The organism is Nisaea nitritireducens, assembly GCF_014904795.1.
Classification (GTDB): Bacteria; Pseudomonadota; Alphaproteobacteria; order Thalassobaculales; family Thalassobaculaceae; genus Nisaea; species Nisaea nitritireducens.
This window is the reverse complement of record NZ_JACZFS010000080.1, coordinates 15,500-34,320: the sequence shown is the minus strand read 5'-3', so window position 1 is coordinate 34,320 and position 18,821 is coordinate 15,500. Positions and strand designations below refer to the sequence as shown.

General features: G+C 59.4%; 19 protein-coding genes and 1 tRNA gene. 10 read left to right on the top strand and 10 right to left on the bottom strand.

Features of this window, described 5'->3' with window-relative positions; all coding sequences use genetic code 11:
• The first annotated feature begins 12 nt into the window (after nt 1–12).
• Together IG629_RS22355 and IG629_RS22350 are read left to right on the top strand one after the other, a co-directional pair.
• Nucleotides 13–89, top strand: a tRNA-Met gene (locus IG629_RS22355).
• A gap of 144 nt (nt 90–233) precedes the next feature.
• The gene (locus IG629_RS22350) at nt 234–779 is read left to right on the top strand and encodes a hypothetical protein (protein WP_193174075.1); all 546 of its coding nucleotides are present in this window, start codon (nt 234–236) and stop codon (nt 777–779) included.
• Between the two features lie 25 nt (nt 780–804).
• Here IG629_RS22350 and IG629_RS22345 read toward each other — a convergent pair whose 3' ends face one another.
• The 6 genes from IG629_RS22345 to IG629_RS22320 are packed head-to-tail and all read right to left on the bottom strand — an operon-like array spanning nt 805 to nt 5,690.
• Nucleotides 805–1,032: an NnrT protein gene (locus tag IG629_RS22345; RefSeq protein WP_193174074.1), complete on the bottom strand. Its 228-nt coding sequence runs from the start codon at nt 1,030–1,032 to the stop codon at nt 805–807.
• Entirely contained in the window at nt 1,029–1,205 is a 177-nt protein-coding gene (locus tag IG629_RS22340; protein ID WP_193174073.1) for a hypothetical protein, read from the bottom strand. The genes IG629_RS22345 and IG629_RS22340 overlap by 4 nt, the downstream gene beginning before the upstream one ends.
• A gap of 1 nt (nt 1,206) precedes the next feature.
• Complete coding sequence (locus IG629_RS22335; RefSeq protein WP_226887026.1) at nt 1,207–3,129, bottom strand: nitric oxide reductase activation protein NorD; 1,923 nt, start codon at nt 3,127–3,129, stop codon at nt 1,207–1,209.
• Between the two features lie 15 nt (nt 3,130–3,144).
• Nucleotides 3,145–3,942 carry a CbbQ/NirQ/NorQ/GpvN family protein gene (locus IG629_RS22330; protein WP_226887025.1) on the bottom strand — a complete coding sequence of 266 codons (798 nt, stop codon included), beginning with the start codon at nt 3,940–3,942 and terminating at the stop codon, nt 3,145–3,147.
• A gap of 8 nt (nt 3,943–3,950) precedes the next feature.
• On the bottom strand, nt 3,951–5,306 hold the full coding sequence (locus IG629_RS22325) for a cbb3-type cytochrome c oxidase subunit I (protein WP_193174070.1): 1,356 nt from the start codon (nt 5,304–5,306) through the stop codon (nt 3,951–3,953).
• 12 nt (nt 5,307–5,318) lie between these two features.
• A complete protein-coding gene (locus IG629_RS22320) occupies nt 5,319–5,690 on the bottom strand; it encodes a c-type cytochrome (protein WP_319025153.1) in 372 nt (123 codons plus the stop codon).
• A gap of 272 nt (nt 5,691–5,962) precedes the next feature.
• On the opposite strand from IG629_RS22320, the gene IG629_RS22315 reads away from it, so the two are divergent.
• A complete protein-coding gene (locus IG629_RS22315; RefSeq protein WP_028465059.1) occupies nt 5,963–6,172 on the top strand; it encodes a DUF1858 domain-containing protein in 210 nt (69 codons plus the stop codon).
• 36 nt (nt 6,173–6,208) lie between these two features.
• On the opposite strand, the gene IG629_RS22310 is transcribed toward IG629_RS22315, so the two are convergent.
• On the bottom strand, nt 6,209–6,904 hold the full coding sequence (locus tag IG629_RS22310; RefSeq protein ID WP_193174068.1) for a Crp/Fnr family transcriptional regulator: 696 nt from the start codon (nt 6,902–6,904) through the stop codon (nt 6,209–6,211).
• A 99-nt stretch (nt 6,905–7,003) separates the two neighbouring features.
• Between IG629_RS22310 and IG629_RS22305 the strand changes: the two genes are divergently transcribed.
• Together IG629_RS22305 and IG629_RS22300 are read left to right on the top strand one after the other, a co-directional pair.
• Nucleotides 7,004–7,435, top strand: coding sequence for a pseudoazurin (locus IG629_RS22305; protein ID WP_193174067.1), 432 nt, complete (start codon nt 7,004–7,006; stop codon nt 7,433–7,435).
• 86 nt (nt 7,436–7,521) lie between these two features.
• A complete protein-coding gene (locus tag IG629_RS22300; protein WP_193174066.1) occupies nt 7,522–8,703 on the top strand; it encodes an NnrS family protein in 1,182 nt (393 codons plus the stop codon).
• Here the strand turns inward: IG629_RS22300 and IG629_RS22295 are convergent.
• Nucleotides 8,670–9,494: an SUMF1/EgtB/PvdO family nonheme iron enzyme gene (locus tag IG629_RS22295; RefSeq protein ID WP_193174065.1), complete on the bottom strand. Its 825-nt coding sequence runs from the start codon at nt 9,492–9,494 to the stop codon at nt 8,670–8,672. The two genes, IG629_RS22300 and IG629_RS22295, sit on opposite strands and share 34 nt — an antisense overlap.
• 77 nt (nt 9,495–9,571) lie before the next feature.
• Nucleotides 9,572–10,720 carry a copper-containing nitrite reductase gene (gene nirK / locus IG629_RS22290; protein ID WP_193174064.1) on the bottom strand — a complete coding sequence of 383 codons (1,149 nt, stop codon included), beginning with the start codon at nt 10,718–10,720 and terminating at the stop codon, nt 9,572–9,574.
• Nucleotides 10,721–11,587: 867 nt separating this feature from the next.
• On the opposite strand from nirK, the gene IG629_RS22285 reads away from it, so the two are divergent.
• The 5 genes from IG629_RS22285 to IG629_RS22265 all read left to right on the top strand — a co-directional run bounded on the left by IG629_RS22285 (nt 11,588) and on the right by IG629_RS22265 (nt 17,601).
• A complete protein-coding gene (locus IG629_RS22285) occupies nt 11,588–12,094 on the top strand; it encodes a sigma-70 family RNA polymerase sigma factor (RefSeq protein WP_193174063.1) in 507 nt (168 codons plus the stop codon).
• A 53-nt stretch (nt 12,095–12,147) separates the two neighbouring features.
• Nucleotides 12,148–13,068: a FecR family protein gene (locus IG629_RS22280; RefSeq protein WP_193174062.1), complete on the top strand. Its 921-nt coding sequence runs from the start codon at nt 12,148–12,150 to the stop codon at nt 13,066–13,068.
• 91 nt (nt 13,069–13,159) lie between these two features.
• Nucleotides 13,160–15,541, top strand: a complete 2,382-nt coding sequence (locus IG629_RS22275) for a TonB-dependent receptor domain-containing protein (RefSeq protein ID WP_193174061.1) — start codon at nt 13,160–13,162, stop codon at nt 15,539–15,541.
• Nucleotides 15,542–15,672: 131 nt separating this feature from the next.
• Complete coding sequence (locus IG629_RS22270; protein WP_226887023.1) at nt 15,673–16,014, top strand: hypothetical protein; 342 nt, start codon at nt 15,673–15,675, stop codon at nt 16,012–16,014.
• 3 nt (nt 16,015–16,017) lie between these two features.
• On the top strand, nt 16,018–17,601 hold the full coding sequence (locus tag IG629_RS22265) for a PepSY-associated TM helix domain-containing protein (protein WP_193174060.1): 1,584 nt from the start codon (nt 16,018–16,020) through the stop codon (nt 17,599–17,601).
• Nucleotides 17,602–18,619: 1,018 nt separating this feature from the next.
• On the opposite strand, the gene IG629_RS22260 is transcribed toward IG629_RS22265, so the two are convergent.
• Complete coding sequence (locus IG629_RS22260) at nt 18,620–18,802, bottom strand: hypothetical protein (RefSeq protein WP_193174059.1); 183 nt, start codon at nt 18,800–18,802, stop codon at nt 18,620–18,622.
• Between the last annotated feature and the right edge of the window lie 19 nt (nt 18,803–18,821).

The following is an 18,821-nucleotide window of genomic DNA, read 5'->3' as shown; positions in this document are numbered from 1 at the left end:
TCACACCCATGGCGCGGGGTGGAGCAGCCCGGTAGCTCGTCAGGCTCATAACCTGAAGGTCGTAGGTTCAAATCCTACCCCCGCAACCAAATCAATACATAATATCAATCGACTAGAATAAAGGCCCTCGGAGAAATCCGCAGGGCGTTTTGTCATGTCAACGTAATGTCAGCATTGGGGCTCAAACCCAACTATGTTCCCTTTCGACCCGAAGTGAACGCGCCGGACGCATTATGAGTCTTCCGGCACAGACGGTTGTTGAAGCCTTCAAATTAGGTGTCTACGGTGACGCCCCCTATCCGAGCGGGACAGCCTACGAGGTGCTGAGCGCGATCGCCAAGCGCCAGGCGGCCGACCTGCCGGATGTCTTTGTCTTCCGCCATCCGTCGCCACCTTCGGCTCCCGTCGGGGATCCGGAGACGCGGAAGATCGAGGCGGAGTGGGAACGCCTTCTTGACTTCTTCCGGACCTGGTTCGAGAAGCCCGATGGCGAGTTCAAGGCGGCCTTCCAGACCTTCACCTCAACGGACGACTTCGACACGCAGGTTGAGCGCCTGCTGCCGCCCCGCATACCGATCCAAACCTCTCAGAAGGACCCGCAATTCAGGATCGAAGGGATCGAGAGGCTCGTAGGTAGAGATGTTACGCGCGCGCGTACGCGCGAACGAACTATGCGGAGAATGCCGACGAAGCCTTCGCAGAAAACCGGTAGGCGAAGCGTTGTAGAACGAGGGATGTCCGGTAACGACCCAAAGCGGTCGTTGAGTGGTCCAAGTTAGGTTTCGGCCGATAACACGGCTCAAGTCACTGAGATTTCTCCGCGCTGGTCATTAATCTTATGATGTGGGCGGCGAAAAACCATGTGGCCGGTATGCCCAGTACAAGCCCTCCGGCAATGGATTCATACGGAGTCAGCACACGCCATCCGACCCAACTAAAAACCAGTGATGCGAAGAACAGATTGACGGCAGCGGCGCCCGCACCGAACGGATAAAGTCCCGCCAGCAGCTTCCATCCCGGCGCAGTATTCATCGCCGCCTCACAAGCCATTGCACCGCCACCAGGGCCAGCAGCAATCCGACGGATGCCGTCAGGAACCAGAATTCCGCCGTTGCTGTTTGAGGGTTTGGAATGGGGCGTTGAAAGCTTGCCGCATGAGCCTGGAACGGCATTGTCAAAGCACAAAGAATGATCAGCTGGCGCATGTCAGGTCTCCTGTATCAGCGAGCGATAAATATCGGGGAGCGCGCGGATCAGGCGCGCAGGGTCCGGCAGAAGTGTGAAGCCGGCGCGGTTGAAGATCCGGGCGAACCAGTCCTGACCGTCGGCGTCGACGACGATGCCGTATACCGACTGCCCCTGCATGCGCGCATCATGCACTGCCATGCGGCTGTCTTCGATACCGTGCACACCTTCATAGTGATCGAGATCGTTCGGCTTGCCATCGGTGAGCACCAGCAGAAGCTTGCGCGCGGCGGTCTCCTTCGCCAGGTGCGCCGTGACATGGCGGATGGCTGCACCGAGCCGGGTGTAATGGCCGGGCCGCAGGCTGCCGATCCGTTCGGTAACATGTGCGGACATCGGCGCATCGAAACTCTTGCACCGGGTCAGGAACACCCGGTCGCGGCGGAGCGATGAGAAACCCCAGACCCCGAAACGGTCTCCTGCCGCATCAATGCCGCCCGCCAATGCCATCAGCGCCTCACGCGCCGTATCGATCACTGAACGCTCACCGATAACGGCTTCGGTCGATCGCGAACAATCCATGAGTATGGCGACGCAGAGATCGCGTTCGGTCACGCGGAGGCTCTGATATATCCGGTCGCTGCCGGAGCCTGTCGCGCGCAACGAGACTTGGGCGGCGATCAAGGCATCGAGATCGAGTTCGGTGCCCTCGATCTGGCGCGGCCGCATGATCCGGCGCGGGTGCAGGGTTTCGAACTGCCGCCGGACACGCGCGATCAGACGCTGATCGACGCTGGTTCCCCGGACCGGATCGGCAATCGCTTCGGATTCGAGAACGCGGCAATGGTCAGGCATGTAAGCCCGCGCCCGGTGGTTCCATTCAGGGTAGGTGTATTGATCGGCTAGGCGCTCGTGATCGGCATCCTGCGGTGCAAGATCGAGATGCAGGCGCAACCGTGTCGCCGCACGCTTGCTGTTTTGCGACAGGGTGATGTGATCCTGATCCTCCGCCGCTTTCTGTGCATTGTCCTGATCGTCATCGTCGACCGACCGATTGAGGTTCATGCTCTCGACCCAGCTCAGGATCGCCTCGAAGCGGTGGATAATGAAACTGTCCTTGCGGTCTGCCTGCTCGCGCTCCTCGCGCTTGCCGATCTTTCGCGTGGTCGTCGCCAGTCCCGGCGGGGCTGTGCCCGGATCCTGCTCCTCTGCGGCGCTGCCTGGTGCGGCGCGGTCCAGGCGAAGCCAGATCGGCACCTCGTGTGGGGAGGCATATCCCCGGGGTACTCTCGCTGTTTCTGCTCGCGCCTGACGGATCAGCTCGCACGCAGATTCCGATAGCGGCGCATGACTGCCAAGATACCGGCATATCAGCTCCTCCATTGCGCTTTCAGACCGTTGCGAGGTGTGGGAGGTGCGCTTGTCGAGCACGTGCAGACGCAGCGCCTTGTAGGGGTTGCCAAGTCCCGGGCAGGCGGCAAGCGTGCGCGCCGTCGCAACTTCCATCGCCAGAAGATGCGTCAGATCCCGGGCAAGCGGATCTGCGGGCTGCTCGCGCGGGATCAGCCCTTCACTGCTGGCGGCCACTGCCGCAAGCCACAGATAGGCGGCGCGATTGAGGTCGGGGGTCGGGAACGCATCCATGACCGGCGGCAGCCGCAGACGCTCACCATCGAAGCTGGCCAGATATTCGAACTCCCGGCCGTCGCCGATAGTGCGCATGACACCCCGCCGGTGCTGCGCCGCAGTCGCGGGCGACGCACCGATTTCGACGCCGCCGTCACCACCCAACGCACGGAACAGAACCGCGAGCGATGCCCGCATGGCCTCAAGCGGTACGGCGCTCTCTTCATAGCCTTCCGGCGCAGCCATGCGGCTGGCCCAGCCATGCCAGAGATTGCCGACCGCCTCTTCGGGCTCCATCAGGTCCAGCGGGTTGATCATCACGGTGCTCCCCGGTCAGCCGTAGACCACCGCGATCAGATCGCGCAGGGCCTGCTGGATATCGGGCTCGTCGGTCAGCGGCTCGATCACTGCGGCCTCGAGCGCCCGCTCAAGCGGCATGCCGCCGGCAATCAATGTCGCGGCGTAGATCAGCAGCCGGGTCGAAGCTCCTTCCTCCAGATCCATACCGGACAGCGCCCGTATATGGCCTGCGAGCCGGACCAGGGGGGTGACACGGCTCTCTTCAAGTCCGCTCTCGCTTGCCACGACGGCAATCTCGGTGGCGGCATCGGGGAAATCGAAACCGATCGACAGAAAACGTTGGCGTGTCGAAGGCTTCAGTCGCTTGAGGATGTTCTGGTAGCCGGGATTGTAGCTCGCCACCAGCATGAAGCCCGGCGGCGCGATCAGCTCTTCTCCGGTGCGGTCGATCATCAGCGTGCGGCGGCTGTCTGTCAGCGGATGAAGTACCACGGTGACATCCTTGCGCGCTTCGACGATCTCATCGAGGTAGCAGATTGCACCCTCGCGCACCGCCCGCGTCAACGGCCCGTCAATCCATTCGGTCTCGCCGCCACGGAGCAGGTAGCGTCCGATCAGATCGGCAGCCGAAAGATCGTCATGACAGGCAACAGTGTAGAGCGGACGGCCGAGCCTTGCCGCCATATGCTCCACAAACCGGGTTTTACCGCAGCCGGTCGGCCCCTTCAGAAGAAGGGGCAGACCATTTGCGTGGGCCGTTTCGAACAACGTGCATTCGTTGCCGGTCGGCCGGTAGAACGGAACGGGCTGGGTGCCCGTCACGTTTCTCATGTGCGCGTTCATGCCTGTCCGCTTTCGGGAACTACGGCGTCATTACCGGGCTCGACGATTTCGCGTTGCGGGACAAGCTGGCTGTAGATGAACAGCAGCGCCCCCAGCACAACCGCAGCACCGGCACCGAAGCGCATGATGTAGAAGATCTCGAGCTGGTCCTGCACATCCATGAAGTAGTCACCGACCACCCGCTGCATATGCGTCTGGATCGTGCCGGCAAAGGTCAGCACGAAAGTCATGAAGGCCATGCCGCCTGTCATCAGCCAGAAACTGCACATGTTCAGCACCTGATTGTAGGGCGAGCGGCCCCGCAACACAGGCATGGCATAGGTAAACATTGCAAGGTTCAGGGCGACATAGGCCCCATAGAAGGCAAGATGCCCGTGAGCCGCCGTCACCTGCGTGCCGTGGGTGTAGTAGTTCACTCCGTGCAGCGTGTGCAGGAAGCCCCAGACGCCGGCGCCGAAGAAGGCCACCGTCGCTGAACCGAGAGACCACAGAAGTGCAGCCTTGTTCGGATGGTTGCGTCGGCCTTTCCAGACCATGATGAACGCGAAACTCATCATGGCAAAGAACGGGATCACCTCAAGCGTCGAGAAGATCGAGCCAACCCACTGCCAGTACTCGGGCAGGCCGATCCAGTAGAAATGGTGACCAGTGCCGAGAATACCGGAGAACAATGCCGTGGCGACAATGACATAGAGCCATTTCTCGATCACTTCACGATCGATTCCGGTCAGTTTGAGCATCAGGAAGGCGAGGATCGACGCCATCACCAGCTCCCACGTGCCTTCGACCCAGAGATGGACGATGAACCACCAGTACATCTTGTCGAGGCTAAGGTTCGAGGGGTTGATGAAAGCGAAGATCCACAACAGGGACAGCAGCCAAAGCCCGGTCAGAAGGACATTGGTAATCGCCGTCCGGCGGCCCGCCAGCACGGTCAGCGAGATGTTGACGAGGAAGATCACCGCCGCCACCAGAATGCCGAACTTGACCCAGAGCGGTTGTTCAAGGAACTCGCGTCCGCCATGAATACCGACGAGATAGCTCGCGACCGCGCCAAGCGTGCCGACAACGAGAATGATCAGCTGCAGATAGGCGAGCTTGACCGAGTAGATTTCCCGCTCGCTTTCTTCCGGAACGAGATAATAGGCGGCTCCGAAAAAGCCCAGCAGCAGCCAGACGATCAGCGCGTTGGTGTGGATCATGCGAATGATGTTGAACGGCAGGAGCTCGGACAATGTGTTCGGAGCGACATATATCCAGCCGGCCAGCAAGCCGCCCAGCACCTGAATGGCAAACAGCCCCATCGCTACAATGAAATAGGCGTAGGCCACTTTTTGGGATTTGTATTTCATGATTTTTCTCCCTTAACCCGCGTCATTCGGCGGCCAGTTCTGGGTGTCCGTCTGATCGGCCCAACGCAGGAAGTCGGCGAGCCCGCGCATTTCTTCCTCATTGATTTCAAAGTGCGGCATCTGTCGGCGGCCAGGCGTCCCGGAAGGCTGCGCCTTCATCCACGCATCAAGAATCTCGAACGCCCCTTCGGGATCGTCGAGAACGCCCCAGCGGGTCATCACGTTGCCGACTTCCGGCGCGAAATACGCGCCTTCGCCATGCAGCGTGTGACAGTTGATGCAGCTGTGCCGCTCCCAGACTTCTTTGCCGAGTTTGACTGCGTCGGTCAGCGGCATGCCTGCCGTTGATTTCTCGACGACATAGCGGTGACTGTGGATCGTCATGGCCACGAACACGACTATGAAGAACAGAGATCCTCCATAAAAAATGTTCCTGGCCCGCGATTTTGTAAGGATCTCTGACATTGTGCCGGACCTGCTCGTTATTGCGGATTGAGCAGAAATACCGGGGTCCGGGTTGGGCAATGTTGTCGCAGCGCAAAGAACTCAACGATTTGCCGTGCAACAACGAGGTCACACAGGATCAATGGCCTTGAGCCTTGACCATATGACCGCCTCGAGCTGTGGGAGCTTCGAATTGCAGGGACAATAACGCCATGAGACCGCCGGATATCAACGATCCAGACTTGCCGCTGACCACGCTGTTCAAGGAATGGCCCGGGACGCCGGCGGTATTCATAAGGCACCGGATGTTGTGCTACGGCTGCCCAATTGCGCCCTTCCACACGGTTATCGACGCCTGTGCGGAATACAAACTGGATGAAGACGCGTTTCGGGCGGAACTGCGTCAAGCAGCGGGCCTATAGCCCACTCATTCTTTGTGTTTTTCACTGAAACCAGGACTAGCTTGCGGCGCCGCTCAGCAACACCAGGCGATGCGGCTCCGTCACGACAATATGGCGCCGCGTGCTTTCCAGGATGCCCTGTTTCTGCCAGGCACTGAGCAACCGGCTGACGGTGTGGAGTGTTGTCCCGGTCATTTCCGAGATGTTCTGACGGGTAATCGGGAACGCAATCTCAATCCCGTTTTCAACCTTTCGGCCGGACTGGTTGACCATTCTCAGGAGCGCCGAAGCCAGACGTTGTTCGACGGCCTGGGTCGCCAGTTCCATCAATTGGGAATGCAGTTCTTCCATCCGCTCGCCGACGACCTTGTAGGTTTCGGTCGCGAACCCGTCATACTTTGATGTGAAGTCTCCCCAGAGCCGAACGGGCCATGACAGGGCAATTGTTTCTGCCGCGGCAATTGCCGTTGCGGGATAGGTATCGCGCCCCAGGGCCGGTGCGATGCCAAACAGCTGCCCGGGAGCGATATGCATCGCGATGATGTGCTCTCCTCCAGCTGTTGATTTAACGACCCGGATATAGCCGTCCAGCAGCAGGTAGAACCGTTCGGCCTGCATACCTTCGGAAAACACGGTCGTCCCCTCTTCAATCAGCTTGGAGACGGCTTGATCAAGAATTTCTCGGATCTGCTTGCGCTCAAGGCGCCGGAACGGTGGAAGCCCGATAAGAAGGCTTTCGTCGATTTTATTCACAACCCGTTCCGAAGTTTGTTGCAGCACAAAGAGCTTTAGACGGCACTGAAGCATAACGCTGTCAGGCAAAAATACCGAAAACAAAGAACGGAATTTTCGATGCTCAGCAAAACAGTGATGGCGTTTGCCGCTCTTACCATGATGGCCGGTTCCGCTTTGGCCGAAACCTATGAAGTCAAGATGCTCAACAAGGGCGAGGCCGGCTCCATGGTTTTCGAACCTGACTTTGTTGCCGCTCAACCGGGCGACACGATCCGCTTCGTTGCGACCGACAAGGGTCATAACGTCGAATCAATAAAGGGAATGCTCCCGGACGGGGTGAAAAAGTTCAAGAGCAAGATGAACAAGGATTTCGATCTCGTCGTCGACACTGAAGGGCTTTACGGACTCAAATGCACGCCTCACATCGGGATGGGGATGGTTGCCCTGATCCAGGTTGGCAGGGCCACCAATCTTGATGAAGCGCGCGCAGTGAAGCAAAGAGGCAAGGCCAAAAAACGGTTTGATGCCGCCTTCAGTCAGGTCAAGTAACCCACACTTCAGACAGACCGACACCGAAGGGGCGATGCCGCGTATGTGCATCGCCCTTTTGTTTTTTTCAGCGCGGACGCATTGATATGACCGACGAACAAAGGATGCCCCACCGAGAACTGGCGATCTTCAGCTACGGATTCAGGCCGTTTTTCCTGTCCGCAACTGTCTATGCGGGCGTTGCGATCTTTTGCTGGATGCTGCTCCTGGACGGATCGCTCGAGCTCTCGGGGCCGTTTACCCCGACCGACTGGCATATCCACGAAATGCTGTTCGGATACGCCTCGGCGGTCATCGCCGGGTTCCTGTTTACGGCGATTCCGAACTGGACGGGACGCGCTCCGAAGCATGGCTGGCCATTGATCGTCCTAGTTATCCTGTGGCTTGCCGGCCGCGTCGCCGTAAGCGGGGTCCTGGGAGTTGGACAGGTCGGGGTCATGCTTGCCGATCTGTCGTTCCTTGTTGCCATCGTCGCCACGATCGTCGTGGAAATCGTGGCCGGCCGGAACTGGCGCAACCTCATGGTCGTCGTGCCTGTGATGCTCTTGCTGGCGGCCAACCTCACCTTTCATCTGGAAGTTCATCTGACCGGGGTCTCTGACATCGGTCGACGCTTGGGAGCCGGCGTTATCGTCTTTCTGATCATGCTGATTGGTGGCCGGATCATTCCAAGCTTCACCCGGAACTGGCTGGTAAAGCAGAACAGTGAAAAGCTTCCGGTTGCCATGAGTCGGTTCGACGCAATCTGTCTGCTTACCGGCGGCGGGGTGCTTCTAGGCTGGTCATTCTTCCCATATGAGCCGATCACCGGCTGGACCATGCTCGGTGCTGCCGGACTGCAGGGCCTTCGCTTGAGCCGATGGCAGGGCGTAAGGACCTGGAGATCGCCTCTTCTACTGATGCTGCATGTTGCCTATGCCTTTATTCCGCTCGGGCTCGCCGCCACAGGTGCAGCTTCAATTGGCTGGGTATCCCCGGCCGCCGGCGCACATCTGCTTGGCATCGGTGCGATCGGAGGGATGACAATGGCAGTCATGATCCGGGCTTCTCTCGGGCATACCGGTCACAAGCTGGAGGCTGGGCCCCTCCTGAGTGTGGCGGCCGGCATGATCTTCGTCGCAGCATTCGTCCGGGTATGCTTTCCGGAGGCATTTGTCGGTGGCGTTTCCGGTCTTTGGATGGCGGCCGCTCTCTGGATTGCGGGCTTTACGATTTTCTCGCTGAAAATCGGCCCCTATCTGACCAGGACCAATCGAAAGCCAACGTAATCGGCCGGCAAGCCGGCGGCACAGCCGCCGACTTTCGGATTACGAACCAGATCGATAACGATCGCGCGGTGCTTTCCTTCGGCGATATGAGCCCCGCAATATTCCTGTTGTACGAGAGGTTTCACGCCATCAGCAGTGAGGTCCGTATTGGCCACACAGGTATTGGTCCACTCCCAGACATTACCTGCAAGGTCGGACAGGCCGTGAGAATTCTCGCCAAATGCCCCTCGTGGCTGGAGTTCCGTGTCGGCACCTTCACGGGCTGCAACATTGCGGGCATAGGCCTCCAGCCATCTCTGCGCCGGGTCATCTTTTGCTTCTTCGACAATGGCCTCTTCAACAAAGCGCTCGGCTGCGGCGCGCTGCCACTCCCTGTCATCGGGAAGACGCCAGTCCAAGCCCGTCTGGCGCGAGAACCAGGCGGCATACGCCGTCGCGTCATACCAGTTGACTTCGGTTTGAGGCATTTCGGCACTTTTAGGGCTGCCGCCCTGGGAAACTTCTGACGCCTTGCAGGCACCGTCCGTGACACAGGCAGCATACTCGGCGCGGCTGACCTGAAACTTCATGATCTCAAGAGGCGTTTCTGCGTCGTGCTGTTCCAGGGGTGCCTCAACAAGCTTACCGTAATAGCGATAATTCCCGGCGGGCCGATACGTGTATGGACCCGGCTTGACCACGACGGTCTCGGGCAAATCGGTGATCGCGGGCGCTGAAATGTTCCAGCCGATAATTGCGGCAACGGATGCGGTCAGAACAAGAGCGGAGAGCGGTACAGTCAGGGAGCGCATTTCCATATCCCTCGACAAGATAAAAAGGGGCAGCCGTTTCCAGCTGCCCCTCGGTTTAGACTTGCAATTGATCGCACTCAGGGCAGCGCTGTTTTGCCTTCATGAGCGGCATTGTATTCCGTCGGAGCGACAACCTGTTCCATCAGATCATTGCTCCACTTGCCTTCGACAAGCACGTGGGCGGTTGCACCAAGGTTCACAGCCTCGATCAGGTTGTGGTTCACGTAGGCATAGACGCCCGGCTGCAGGAATTCGTAGAGCGCAGCACCCGCCGAACCACCCCGGATGAACCAGGTTTCGAGATCCCGGTCGGGAGTATTGTTGAACTTGCCGTGCTCCCAAACCAGATCGCCATGTCCGCCGATCAAGTGTGGACGGCTGTCGCGGTTGGCCTGACTATGGACGAACAGCACCCGTTCGCCCTGCTTCGCTGTCAAAGCGTTATCGCCTGTGAGGGCTCCAACCTTGCCATTGAACACGACGTGGCTCGGGATCAGGCCGTTCATCACTTCAAGTGTGTCTGAATAACTGTCACCAACATCCGCAAAGCGCTTGTATTCGCCGTTCTCATCCTTCGGGACGTAGAAGTCGTTCTCGCCGATATAGTAGACGCGGTCGTAGCTGACCGGCTTGCCATTGTGATCCGACAAGCCCTTGCGCGGCAGCACCATGACGGCGCCCGACATACCGGAGACGACGTGCCACGGGATCATCGGGCCGCCCGGCGCGCAGTGATAAACGAAGGTGCCTGGCCGCGTCGCTTTCCAGCGCAGTATTGTCTTTTCGCCCGGATTGACCAACGTCAGCGATCCGCCACCCAGCGCACCGGTTGCCGAGTGGAAGTCGATGTTATGTTGCATCGTATTGTTCGGGCTGTTGTACATCGTGAGCTCGACGTAATCGCCCTCGTGCACCACCATCAGCGGGCCGGGAACTGACCCGTTGAAAGTCATCGCTTGCAGATATGCGTCATCGGCGATCTGCATTTCTTTCTCGACGATCTGCATCTCGAACTCGACGATACGCGGTTCGGCAGGTGCTATCTGCTCATGCGTATGTACGAACGGTGGCTTTACCAGCTTGTGCTTGATGCGCTTGAGGGAGGACAAATCCGCCGGCGGAGCCATCGACGTGTCCATGATCTCTTCGCCCTGTGAGGCCTTGATGGCCAAGGGGGTCGCTGCAAGGCCTGCGGCGCCAATCAAGGCGGCTCTACGCGTCAACATCGCTTTTTCCTTTCGAGGTTAAACTCTGTTCAAGGATGATTTAGCGATGCGTGCAGTGCGGGACGTTGTGCCAGCACAATGTTGGGCGATGTTTATTCAGAATATTAAAATAATACTGATGGAATTCTATTTGGTACTTTGACGGCTGGAGATACCGTTCAATGAGGGCTCCAGAGCGAAGTTGGGCTCATTAAAGTCGCCGGTTAAATAAATGTGCGAACGTCCGCTTCCCACCCTATCGAGCCAGAAGTCCTATTCGGCAGGCCGCGACCCAAAGCAGTCGTCCGTGATCTCAAACAGGGAGGGACTCTCGTTGTCGTGCCAGCGGTCTACTCTCTCAAGAGTTCGGCTAAACAGACCACAACGACCGCTAAACCCAACTCACGAAAACTTGGCCTAACGGAATACGTTTTGGCCAACGAACAAGACGTACTTCTCTCAACGCGGCTGTTGCTAAACTCGGGCCTACCAAATCGAGTTCACGTAATATTGCAGCCTGCTTGGTCAGCCCGGTACGCGAAGACCGTTGGCGGCTCGGGTTACGAGCATAGTCGCCGGCAAGGCTTCTGACATACTACGGAGAGCTTGGCTCGATGGACGCTACAAAGACGTCTCTCATGAGTATCAGCCTACATTAACTGCCCGCCCACGCCAGCAGTGCATCTCGCCCCCCACGTTCCAATCGGCCTCAGGTGTCGTGGTAATGTAGAGGTGCTGCCGAACCACTTCTCGCAGCATGAACCCCAATCTCTCTGGTGCTTCCGAATATAAGCAGCACCATTTGTTGCGAATAGGTCGCAGTCGCATTACGGTGACTGATCGGTTTCTTTGTGATCAGCTCGATAAATTTGAAGTGGAGGCGGATTGATGGCGCTCCGGCCGCCAAGCGACGATGAAAGCGTATGGCTATACCGCAATCGGCGTAGCGAGTTGCTGGCCACGGCCGAGGCGATTGTCGGATGTTCGGCGACCGCTGAGGACCTCGTGCAGGAAAGCTGGATCCGGTGGGACTCCAAGAGCTACGATCCTGCGCAAGCATTCCTGATTGTGCGCAGGATAGTGCGCAATCTTGCGTTCGATTGGCGGCGTCGGACAAAGCTGGAGCGCGACTTCGTCGAATCTGGCCTAATCAATACGGCTGCAGAACCCGATCCAGAGCGGATACACCTCGCCCGCGAAGGTCTCAGGCGTGCCGATGCGGCGCTCGCCGAGCTGCCGAACAGAACCAGACAGGCCTTCGAGTTGCGGCGCGTCCACGGCCTGTCGTTCGAGGAAGTCGGCGCGCGGCTTGGCGTGTCGAACCAACGTGCGCATCAATTGGTGCGAAACGCCCTGCTGCACCTGGATCGCCGACTGACGGACCATGAGACGTAGAAGCGGGCTTGATCGCCGTTCACGTCGCGTCGAGATTGCGATATTCAAGATAAATGGATAACGAGCGTGAGCAGCTGCGCCAGCAGGCCGTCGACATATTTCTCGATCTTGAGGAGCGCCCAGACGGGTCTGCGGAGCAGGAGGCACGCGAGGCGTTCCTGGCGCGGGGCGACGCCGAGCGCAGCGCCTATGCCAGCGTCGCGCGAACCTGGGCAGCCGCCCATCCCGCGCCACGGCACAGGCGGCGCGGCGTTCCCGCTGTCCTGGTCCTGGCCGTCGCGCTTCTTGCCGGTGTCCTCCTGGGGCCGGAGGCCCTGCTCTGGCATCGGTCAGACTACAGCACGAACGCTTCTGCAGCGCGCCATTTCACGGCGACGAGCGGCGACCTCCTCTATCTCGACGCAAGCTCGGCAATCGATGAGCAGTTCGACGCCAATCGGCGTATGCTCGAATTGCTTGAAGGCGCTGCGTATTTCGAGACAGTGCAGGACACGCGCCCGTTCCTGGTCGAAGCGGACGGGCTGACAGCGCGGGCGATCGGCACCGCCTTCGTCGTCGAGCGCAGCAACGGTGTCAGTGTCGCCGTGGCCAAGGGGCAGGTCGAAGCGACTCGTGATGGCCAGCGCTTCATGCTTTCTGCAGGCGAAAAGATTCACATTTTTCCCGACGGTCGGGTCGTCCGTACGGACATCGCCCCTGCGACGATCGCTGCCTGGCGCGGCAATCAAGCCATCACGAAGAATACCCCGCTGTCCGATCTTGCCGCCGCGCTTGACCGCCGTTTTAGCGGCCGAATCGTGATTACGGACAGCAGCCTTGCCGCCGCTCGAGTAAGCGGCGTGTTCTCGCTCGCCGATCCGATCGCGACGCTTCGACTGGCCGCCGGTCTGCACGGCGGCGCTGTGACGGCGGCGCCCTTCCTTGCCGTCGTATCGCCAGACGGCAGCTTGTTCGACTTTCAGCCGCCTGACTGAGAATTTCCCTATCGCCCCTTGGAAACGGCACTCCCCATCCGTTTGAACAGTTAGAGGGCAGAAATGGCGCGATGCGCCGGGGGAAAATTTTATGACGGCATTCCACTTCAAGCTTCGCCACATGGCGGCGTTCGGGTTTGCATCGGCACTCGCGTTTTCGGCTACCTTAGCCGACGCTCAGGGGACGCTCGACGCGAATCCCGCGCCGATCGCGGTTCCGGCTCAGCCGCTGACAGATGCGATCGTGGTGTTCAATACGCAGACCGGCGTGCGCATCGTCGCTCCCGCCGACATCGTCTCCGGCGTTTCGAGCCAGCCTGTGGACGGCACGCTGACGCCCGCGCAGGCGCTCGACGCTATGCTGGCCGGCACCGGGCTCAGCTATTCGCTTTCACCGTCCGGAGACATCGTTCTTGCACGCCGGCTGGTGAGCAACAATTCGATCGCGATCAAGCCCATCGTGGTGACAGGCAACAAGATTGAACGCTCGCTGCGTGACACCCCGACGAGCGTCGGCATCGTGACGTCGGAGCAGATCCAGGACCTCGCGATCACCGACACCTTCGACAGCTTCAACACGATGGCTAACGTCAGGCGGGTCAATACGGACGGCGGCAACGACGCCTTCCAGATTCGCGGCCTGAATGCAGACGGCATCAGCGAAATTTCAAATCCGGCGACACTGGTTTCACTCATCATCGATGGGGCGACGCAGAACTCTGAAGGTCTGCGTCGCGGCGGGCGCAGCACCTGGGACCTCGAACAGATCGAGGTGCTGCGCGGCCCGCAATCCGGTCTATATGGCCGGGCTGCGCTTGCCGGGGCGGTCGTGCTGAAGTCGAAGGACCCGACCTACGACCACGAAAGCGCGGCGCAGTTTAACTTCGGCACTCCGAATGCCACAGGCGGCAGCGTCATGGTGTCCGCGCCCATCGTCGAGGATCAGGTCGCAATCCGCCTCAGCGGCGACGTGCAGAAGGAAGACAAGGACATCACGATCGTCGACCCGCTGAACGAGCCTTTCGGGGAAGACGAATACTATAACCTGCGGGCGAAGGCGCTGGTCGAACCCTCGGCCATTCCTGACCTGCGCGCGCTGTTCACCATGAACCATGCGCATGATCAGACCGCGACCGCATTGGTTTCGGAACCGTTCTCCGACAGGGTCTTCGAGGGGTCGGGCCTCGCGTCCGAAGGGCGCGATATCGACGTTAACAACTACATCGCCGATCTGTCCTATTTCCTGACGGACACGCTGACCGTTCGGTCGATTTCTGCATTCATCGACACCGATCTCAATATTTTCAGCGCTCCGGGGTCGCCGATATTCCTGCGGGATGACCTTCGCGACGGGCAAGACTTGACCCAGGATTTCGGCCTGGAGATCAACGATGAGGACGGCTCCGGCCTCTCCGGTGTGATAGGAGCCTTCTACGGAAACTTCGTTCAGGAGACCGATACGGATATCCAGATCGATCTTGGTGCATATATAGGCTCAGGGCCTACCGGTGTGTTTTCGCCGTTCCAGTCCGGCTCCAGCCGGTCCGAAACGGAGAGTATGGCCCTCTATTCCGACCTCAAATACAACATCTACGGTCCGATATCCGTGCTGGGCGGATTGCGCTACCAGCATGATCGTGTACGCAATCAGTCAGACGTCTATTCCGCCCTGTCCGGGACGACGGCATACGACATCAACGCGACATTTGACGTATGGTTGCCGAAGATCGGGCTCTCCTACGAGATCAACAACGAGAACACGGTTTCGGCGGTTGCATCGCGCGGCTATCGCCAGGGGTTCACGGAGAGCATCGTCGGGACAGACCTGCAAAACGACGTCGACCCGGAGAACGCATGGACCTACGAGCTGTCCTATCGGTACGACTCCACTCCGAACAGACTGAGCGTCGGCGCCAACGTCTTCTATAACGACTACACCGACCAGCAGATCGTCGTCGTAAATCCGAACTTCGCCCCGCTTACGAACACGTTCAATGTCGGCGATTCCTACTCCTACGGCGCCGAAATCGAAGGACGTTACGACCACGGCAACGGATTGACGCTGTTCGGCTCCCTTGGCCTGTTGAAGACAGAGATCAACGACCTGCAGGGCGATGTATGCGCGTCTTCCGGTGGCAACTGCGAGGGTAATGAGTTTCCCGAAGCGCCGAACGTCACTGCGGCCTTCGGTGGCGTCTACCGCCATCAACAGGGTTACTTCGTGACCGCCGACATGAACTACACCGGCTCGTACTTCTCGAACGGCGACATCAACAACACTGATGGACGGGAAATAGACGGGCGCTTCCTGGCGAATGCTTCGATCGGCTATGAAATCGACAACTTCCGAGCGCAGCTCTTCGTACGGAACCTGCTGGACGAGGACTACATAACGAGCATCAGCTCGAGCGGCACCTCCGCTTCTATCGGCGACGGTCGCACTGTCGGCGCTGTGCTGCGTATGCAGTTTTAGGGAGCAGGTTGCCCCGGTCTTCGATCGGGCAGGGAAGTGAAATACGGCGCTTTGGGTGGGCGGCATGTCGCGAGCAGGCATGCCCCCTCTCGAAGGAGGGCTCGCGTTTTGACAATTGATCGGTCTCTGTGATGACTGAGCGTAGTGAAAAGGACGACACATTCGCGGCCCTGGCTGGGCCGCGGGCGCGGTTGACTCGATACCCGAAAACCGTGCGCTGGATCCTGTGTGGACCGGGTGCGTTCGTGGCCGCGGCGACCATCATGGCGGTCCTGCCGCTCTGGCTCCCGCACGGGGAGGCTGAGATTGATCATCTGGTCTTTCCGATCCTGATGTTTCCCGGGATCTGGGCAGCAGTCTTTTTCTACGCCTGTCTGGAGCGGGATATCATCCGTGCAACGTCCGTCATCACCGCACTCATCGCAGTCACAGGCGTCATGGCGGCGCTGGCGGCGACCGGCGTATTGAGCTGAGCCATGGCGATCCTTTCCACTGAACAGACCAAACGACTGTTTGCCATCCACGGCTGGTCCGGCGCCATTCTCGGGCTGCTGCTCTATGTGGTTGCGCTGACAGGCGCGCTCGCGGTCTTCGCGGCCGAGATCGGCAACTGGGCGAACAGCGGCTCCGATCATCACGACCCGCTTGCCCGGTGGGTCGGCGTGGCGACAACCAAGGTGGCTGCTGATATTCCGGACGAATACAAGGAAGAGATCTCGATCTCCTACGACCATTCCGGAGATCTCTGGTTCTTTTTCCATACGCACGCAAAGAACGCGGCGGGCCGCCTGGAAGAGAAGGGGGTGATGGTCTCCCTCGATACAGACACCCATGAAGTGCTTTCATGGCAGGAAGGCTTTAGGTCCGAGTTGTTTTCTGTCGACGCGGCCGACGCGCTGACACGCTTCTTCGTCGATCTCCATATCAACCTTCACGTACCCCACCCTTGGGGGCTGTACCTTACCGGCCTGCTTGGCTTCGTGATGCTGGCGGCGGCGATCTCCGGCTTCCTGCTGCACCGTCATTTCATCCGTGATCTGTTTCTGGCTCCGAGACTTTCGAGCGGGCTGCTACGAGCCCGCGACCGGCATATCCTGGCCGGTAGCTGGGGCCTCCTGTTCGCGATCATCCTGGCCTTTACGGGGGCATTCTTCAGCTTCGCCACATCGCTCGGCTTGCCGGTCGTCGCGACCGTTGCCTTCGGTGGCGATCAGGCGGCGATGGTCGAGGCGGTGATCGGGGCACCGGAAGCGGAAGATTCCCGACCGAAACTGTTGGTCAGCCTGGACGGTGTGTTGCGCCAATCGTCGGCAATGGCCGGCACCCGGACGACCTTTGTATCGATCGAGCATTTGGGGCGGGCCGATGCCCGTATCTCGGTCTTCCATGAGCCGGTGGAGGGTGGGTTTCGACGGTCCCACCACGTGTTCGACGGTACGACGGGGATATTCCTGGGCAGCCCGCCGACCCTCGGCGCCGTACCGTCCGCAGGCGACACAGTCTTCGGCGTTATGTCGGCCCTGCATTTCGGTACCTTCGCGGGCTTTCTCTCCCGGATGATCTGGTTCGGTCTTGGCCTGGCCATGGCCTATGTGACGGTCACCGGCCTGCAGCTCTGGCTGAAACGCCGCGCCGACGATCCCGCATGGCAGAGGGTCGGCCGACTAGTGCTGGCGACGGTGTATGGTCTGCCAATCGCGACATGCGGTGCCGCTCTCGCCTTTTTTGTGTCCCTGCCGTTGCAAGGCACGGGCTTCTGGACGCCAACCGGCTTCCTGATCTCCTCCGCCGCCTGTCTTGCCATCGCATGGTGGATCGATGATGCGCACCGTCTGCGCCGTCTATGCAGGATGGTTCTTGGTGGCGTGCTATTCGCTCTTCCGATGGTCCGGTTCCTGATCAGCGGTGACGGCTGGATCCGGCTTTTGACCACTCAGAACAGCGCCGTCATTGTGCTCGATTTTACGCTGCTCCTGGCAGGTGCCGGGCTGCTCTACGTGACATGCCGAGCGGCCAGTGAGGCCCCATCGACGTCAAGAGCATCAGAGGCTGCGGAATGATGACAGTGATCCTTACCCTGGCGGCAATCGCCATAAGCGCGTTGGCGGTAGCACATCTCGCGTTCCACGATCCCAAGCGTCGCCGGGCTTTCTCCGAGCCGCCCCGGGAGGGGCGCCCGCGGCGCGCCGAAGCCTGGACCCTGACCTGCCTTCCCGGGGTGGTGTTTCTGATCTTCGATCAGTGGACGGCTTTCATGATGTGGATCGGCGGAGCGCCTTTGGTGTCGTGGCTGTTGGTTGCCCAATCACCGCAATTCTACCGTTGGGCGGGCATGAAGTGGAGGTCCATTGTGGACCGTACAAACAAGCTTCAGCTCCGAGCATGGTTGGCTGGGGTAACCTGGCCTCGGCTCCTTCCAGAAAACCGGAGATGGCGCACCGGCCCGCAGGTAACGACCGATGCTGGCGCAACGCAGCGAGTAGCCGACCTGGAGTTGCGTGTCGCTGAACTTGAGCGAAAGCTAAGCGAGTCGTCCTCGCCCGAGAAGCCCCCAGTGCCGTTGAATTCCATGACGCGAACGGATCGAGGCGGCGCCAGGTGACTTCTTCTCGCGGTCTTCCCTAGCGTGGTTTGGCTTACTTTCCGTTGCGTAGCCTGTTCCTGACGGGAACTAATTTCTTCTGATACGAGGAATGGTCTCCCATTGAGATGTAATCAGCCAGATGTAACGTGCGGCTTGTGACGGCACTAAGTACCTCGCAGAAACGGTCCCTATCGGTTGGACTGGAGCACGCGAGTCCGGCGAGGGCTGAATCGTGCGAGACCTAAGGCTATTGCAATTTGGTGGTATTCGGCATGGTAGCCGGTGACTGGGAGAGTTGGTCCGCACAGTGCATTAGATCGCCCTGGTAGCGAATGAATGCCGCCTAGGTGTGACCTTGCAATAGGTTGTTCATCCGATCCGAAGCGGGGAAGCTGGAGTTGCGGCGGTCAACCGCTGCAAAAGGCCTCGAAAAACTTTGTGAGGGATACGACCGCTCTTCACCCGAAGCGGACTTTAATGTATCGGGCGCAGTCTCAGTGGCGCTCGGCGTCATCCGTCATCTCAGCGACCATCATGTGGACCTCGTCTTCGTCGAGGCTGCCATTTTCCTCGCAAATTGCAGAGCAGACCATGCTGTGCAGAGTGCTAGCTTCATGGCCCTTGTCATAGAGTTCCTGAAGATAACCTGTGGCAGTTTCAACAATATAGATATCCATGTTTGGCCCCCTTTCTATC

Coding starts and splice junctions, on each gene's coding strand:
- nirK (WP_193174064.1), bottom strand. CDS start 10,720: ATGTTGACGCGTAGAGCCGCCTTGATTGGCGCCGCAGGCCTTGCAGCG.
- IG629_RS22285 (WP_193174063.1), top strand. CDS start 11,588: ATGGCGCTCCGGCCGCCAAGCGACGATGAAAGCGTATGGCTATACCGC.
- IG629_RS22350 (WP_193174075.1), top strand. CDS start 234: ATGAGTCTTCCGGCACAGACGGTTGTTGAAGCCTTCAAATTAGGTGTC.
- IG629_RS22295 (WP_193174065.1), bottom strand. CDS start 9,494: ATGCGCTCCCTGACTGTACCGCTCTCCGCTCTTGTTCTGACCGCATCC.
- IG629_RS22345 (WP_193174074.1), bottom strand. CDS start 1,032: ATGAATACTGCGCCGGGATGGAAGCTGCTGGCGGGACTTTATCCGTTC.
- IG629_RS22315 (WP_028465059.1), top strand. CDS start 5,963: ATGAGACCGCCGGATATCAACGATCCAGACTTGCCGCTGACCACGCTG.
- IG629_RS22280 (WP_193174062.1), top strand. CDS start 12,148: ATGGATAACGAGCGTGAGCAGCTGCGCCAGCAGGCCGTCGACATATTT.
- IG629_RS22275 (WP_193174061.1), top strand. CDS start 13,160: ATGACGGCATTCCACTTCAAGCTTCGCCACATGGCGGCGTTCGGGTTT.
- IG629_RS22340 (WP_193174073.1), bottom strand. CDS start 1,205: ATGCGCCAGCTGATCATTCTTTGTGCTTTGACAATGCCGTTCCAGGCT.
- IG629_RS22320 (WP_319025153.1), bottom strand. CDS start 5,690: ATGACGATCCACAGTCACCGCTATGTCGTCGAGAAATCAACGGCAGGC.
- IG629_RS22270 (WP_226887023.1), top strand. CDS start 15,673: ATGACTGAGCGTAGTGAAAAGGACGACACATTCGCGGCCCTGGCTGGG.
- IG629_RS22330 (WP_226887025.1), bottom strand. CDS start 3,942: ATGAGAAACGTGACGGGCACCCAGCCCGTTCCGTTCTACCGGCCGACC.
- IG629_RS22335 (WP_226887026.1), bottom strand. CDS start 3,129: ATGATCAACCCGCTGGACCTGATGGAGCCCGAAGAGGCGGTCGGCAAT.
- IG629_RS22325 (WP_193174070.1), bottom strand. CDS start 5,306: ATGAAATACAAATCCCAAAAAGTGGCCTACGCCTATTTCATTGTAGCG.
- IG629_RS22300 (WP_193174066.1), top strand. CDS start 7,522: ATGACCGACGAACAAAGGATGCCCCACCGAGAACTGGCGATCTTCAGC.
- IG629_RS22260 (WP_193174059.1), bottom strand. CDS start 18,802: ATGGATATCTATATTGTTGAAACTGCCACAGGTTATCTTCAGGAACTC.
- IG629_RS22305 (WP_193174067.1), top strand. CDS start 7,004: ATGCTCAGCAAAACAGTGATGGCGTTTGCCGCTCTTACCATGATGGCC.
- IG629_RS22265 (WP_193174060.1), top strand. CDS start 16,018: ATGGCGATCCTTTCCACTGAACAGACCAAACGACTGTTTGCCATCCAC.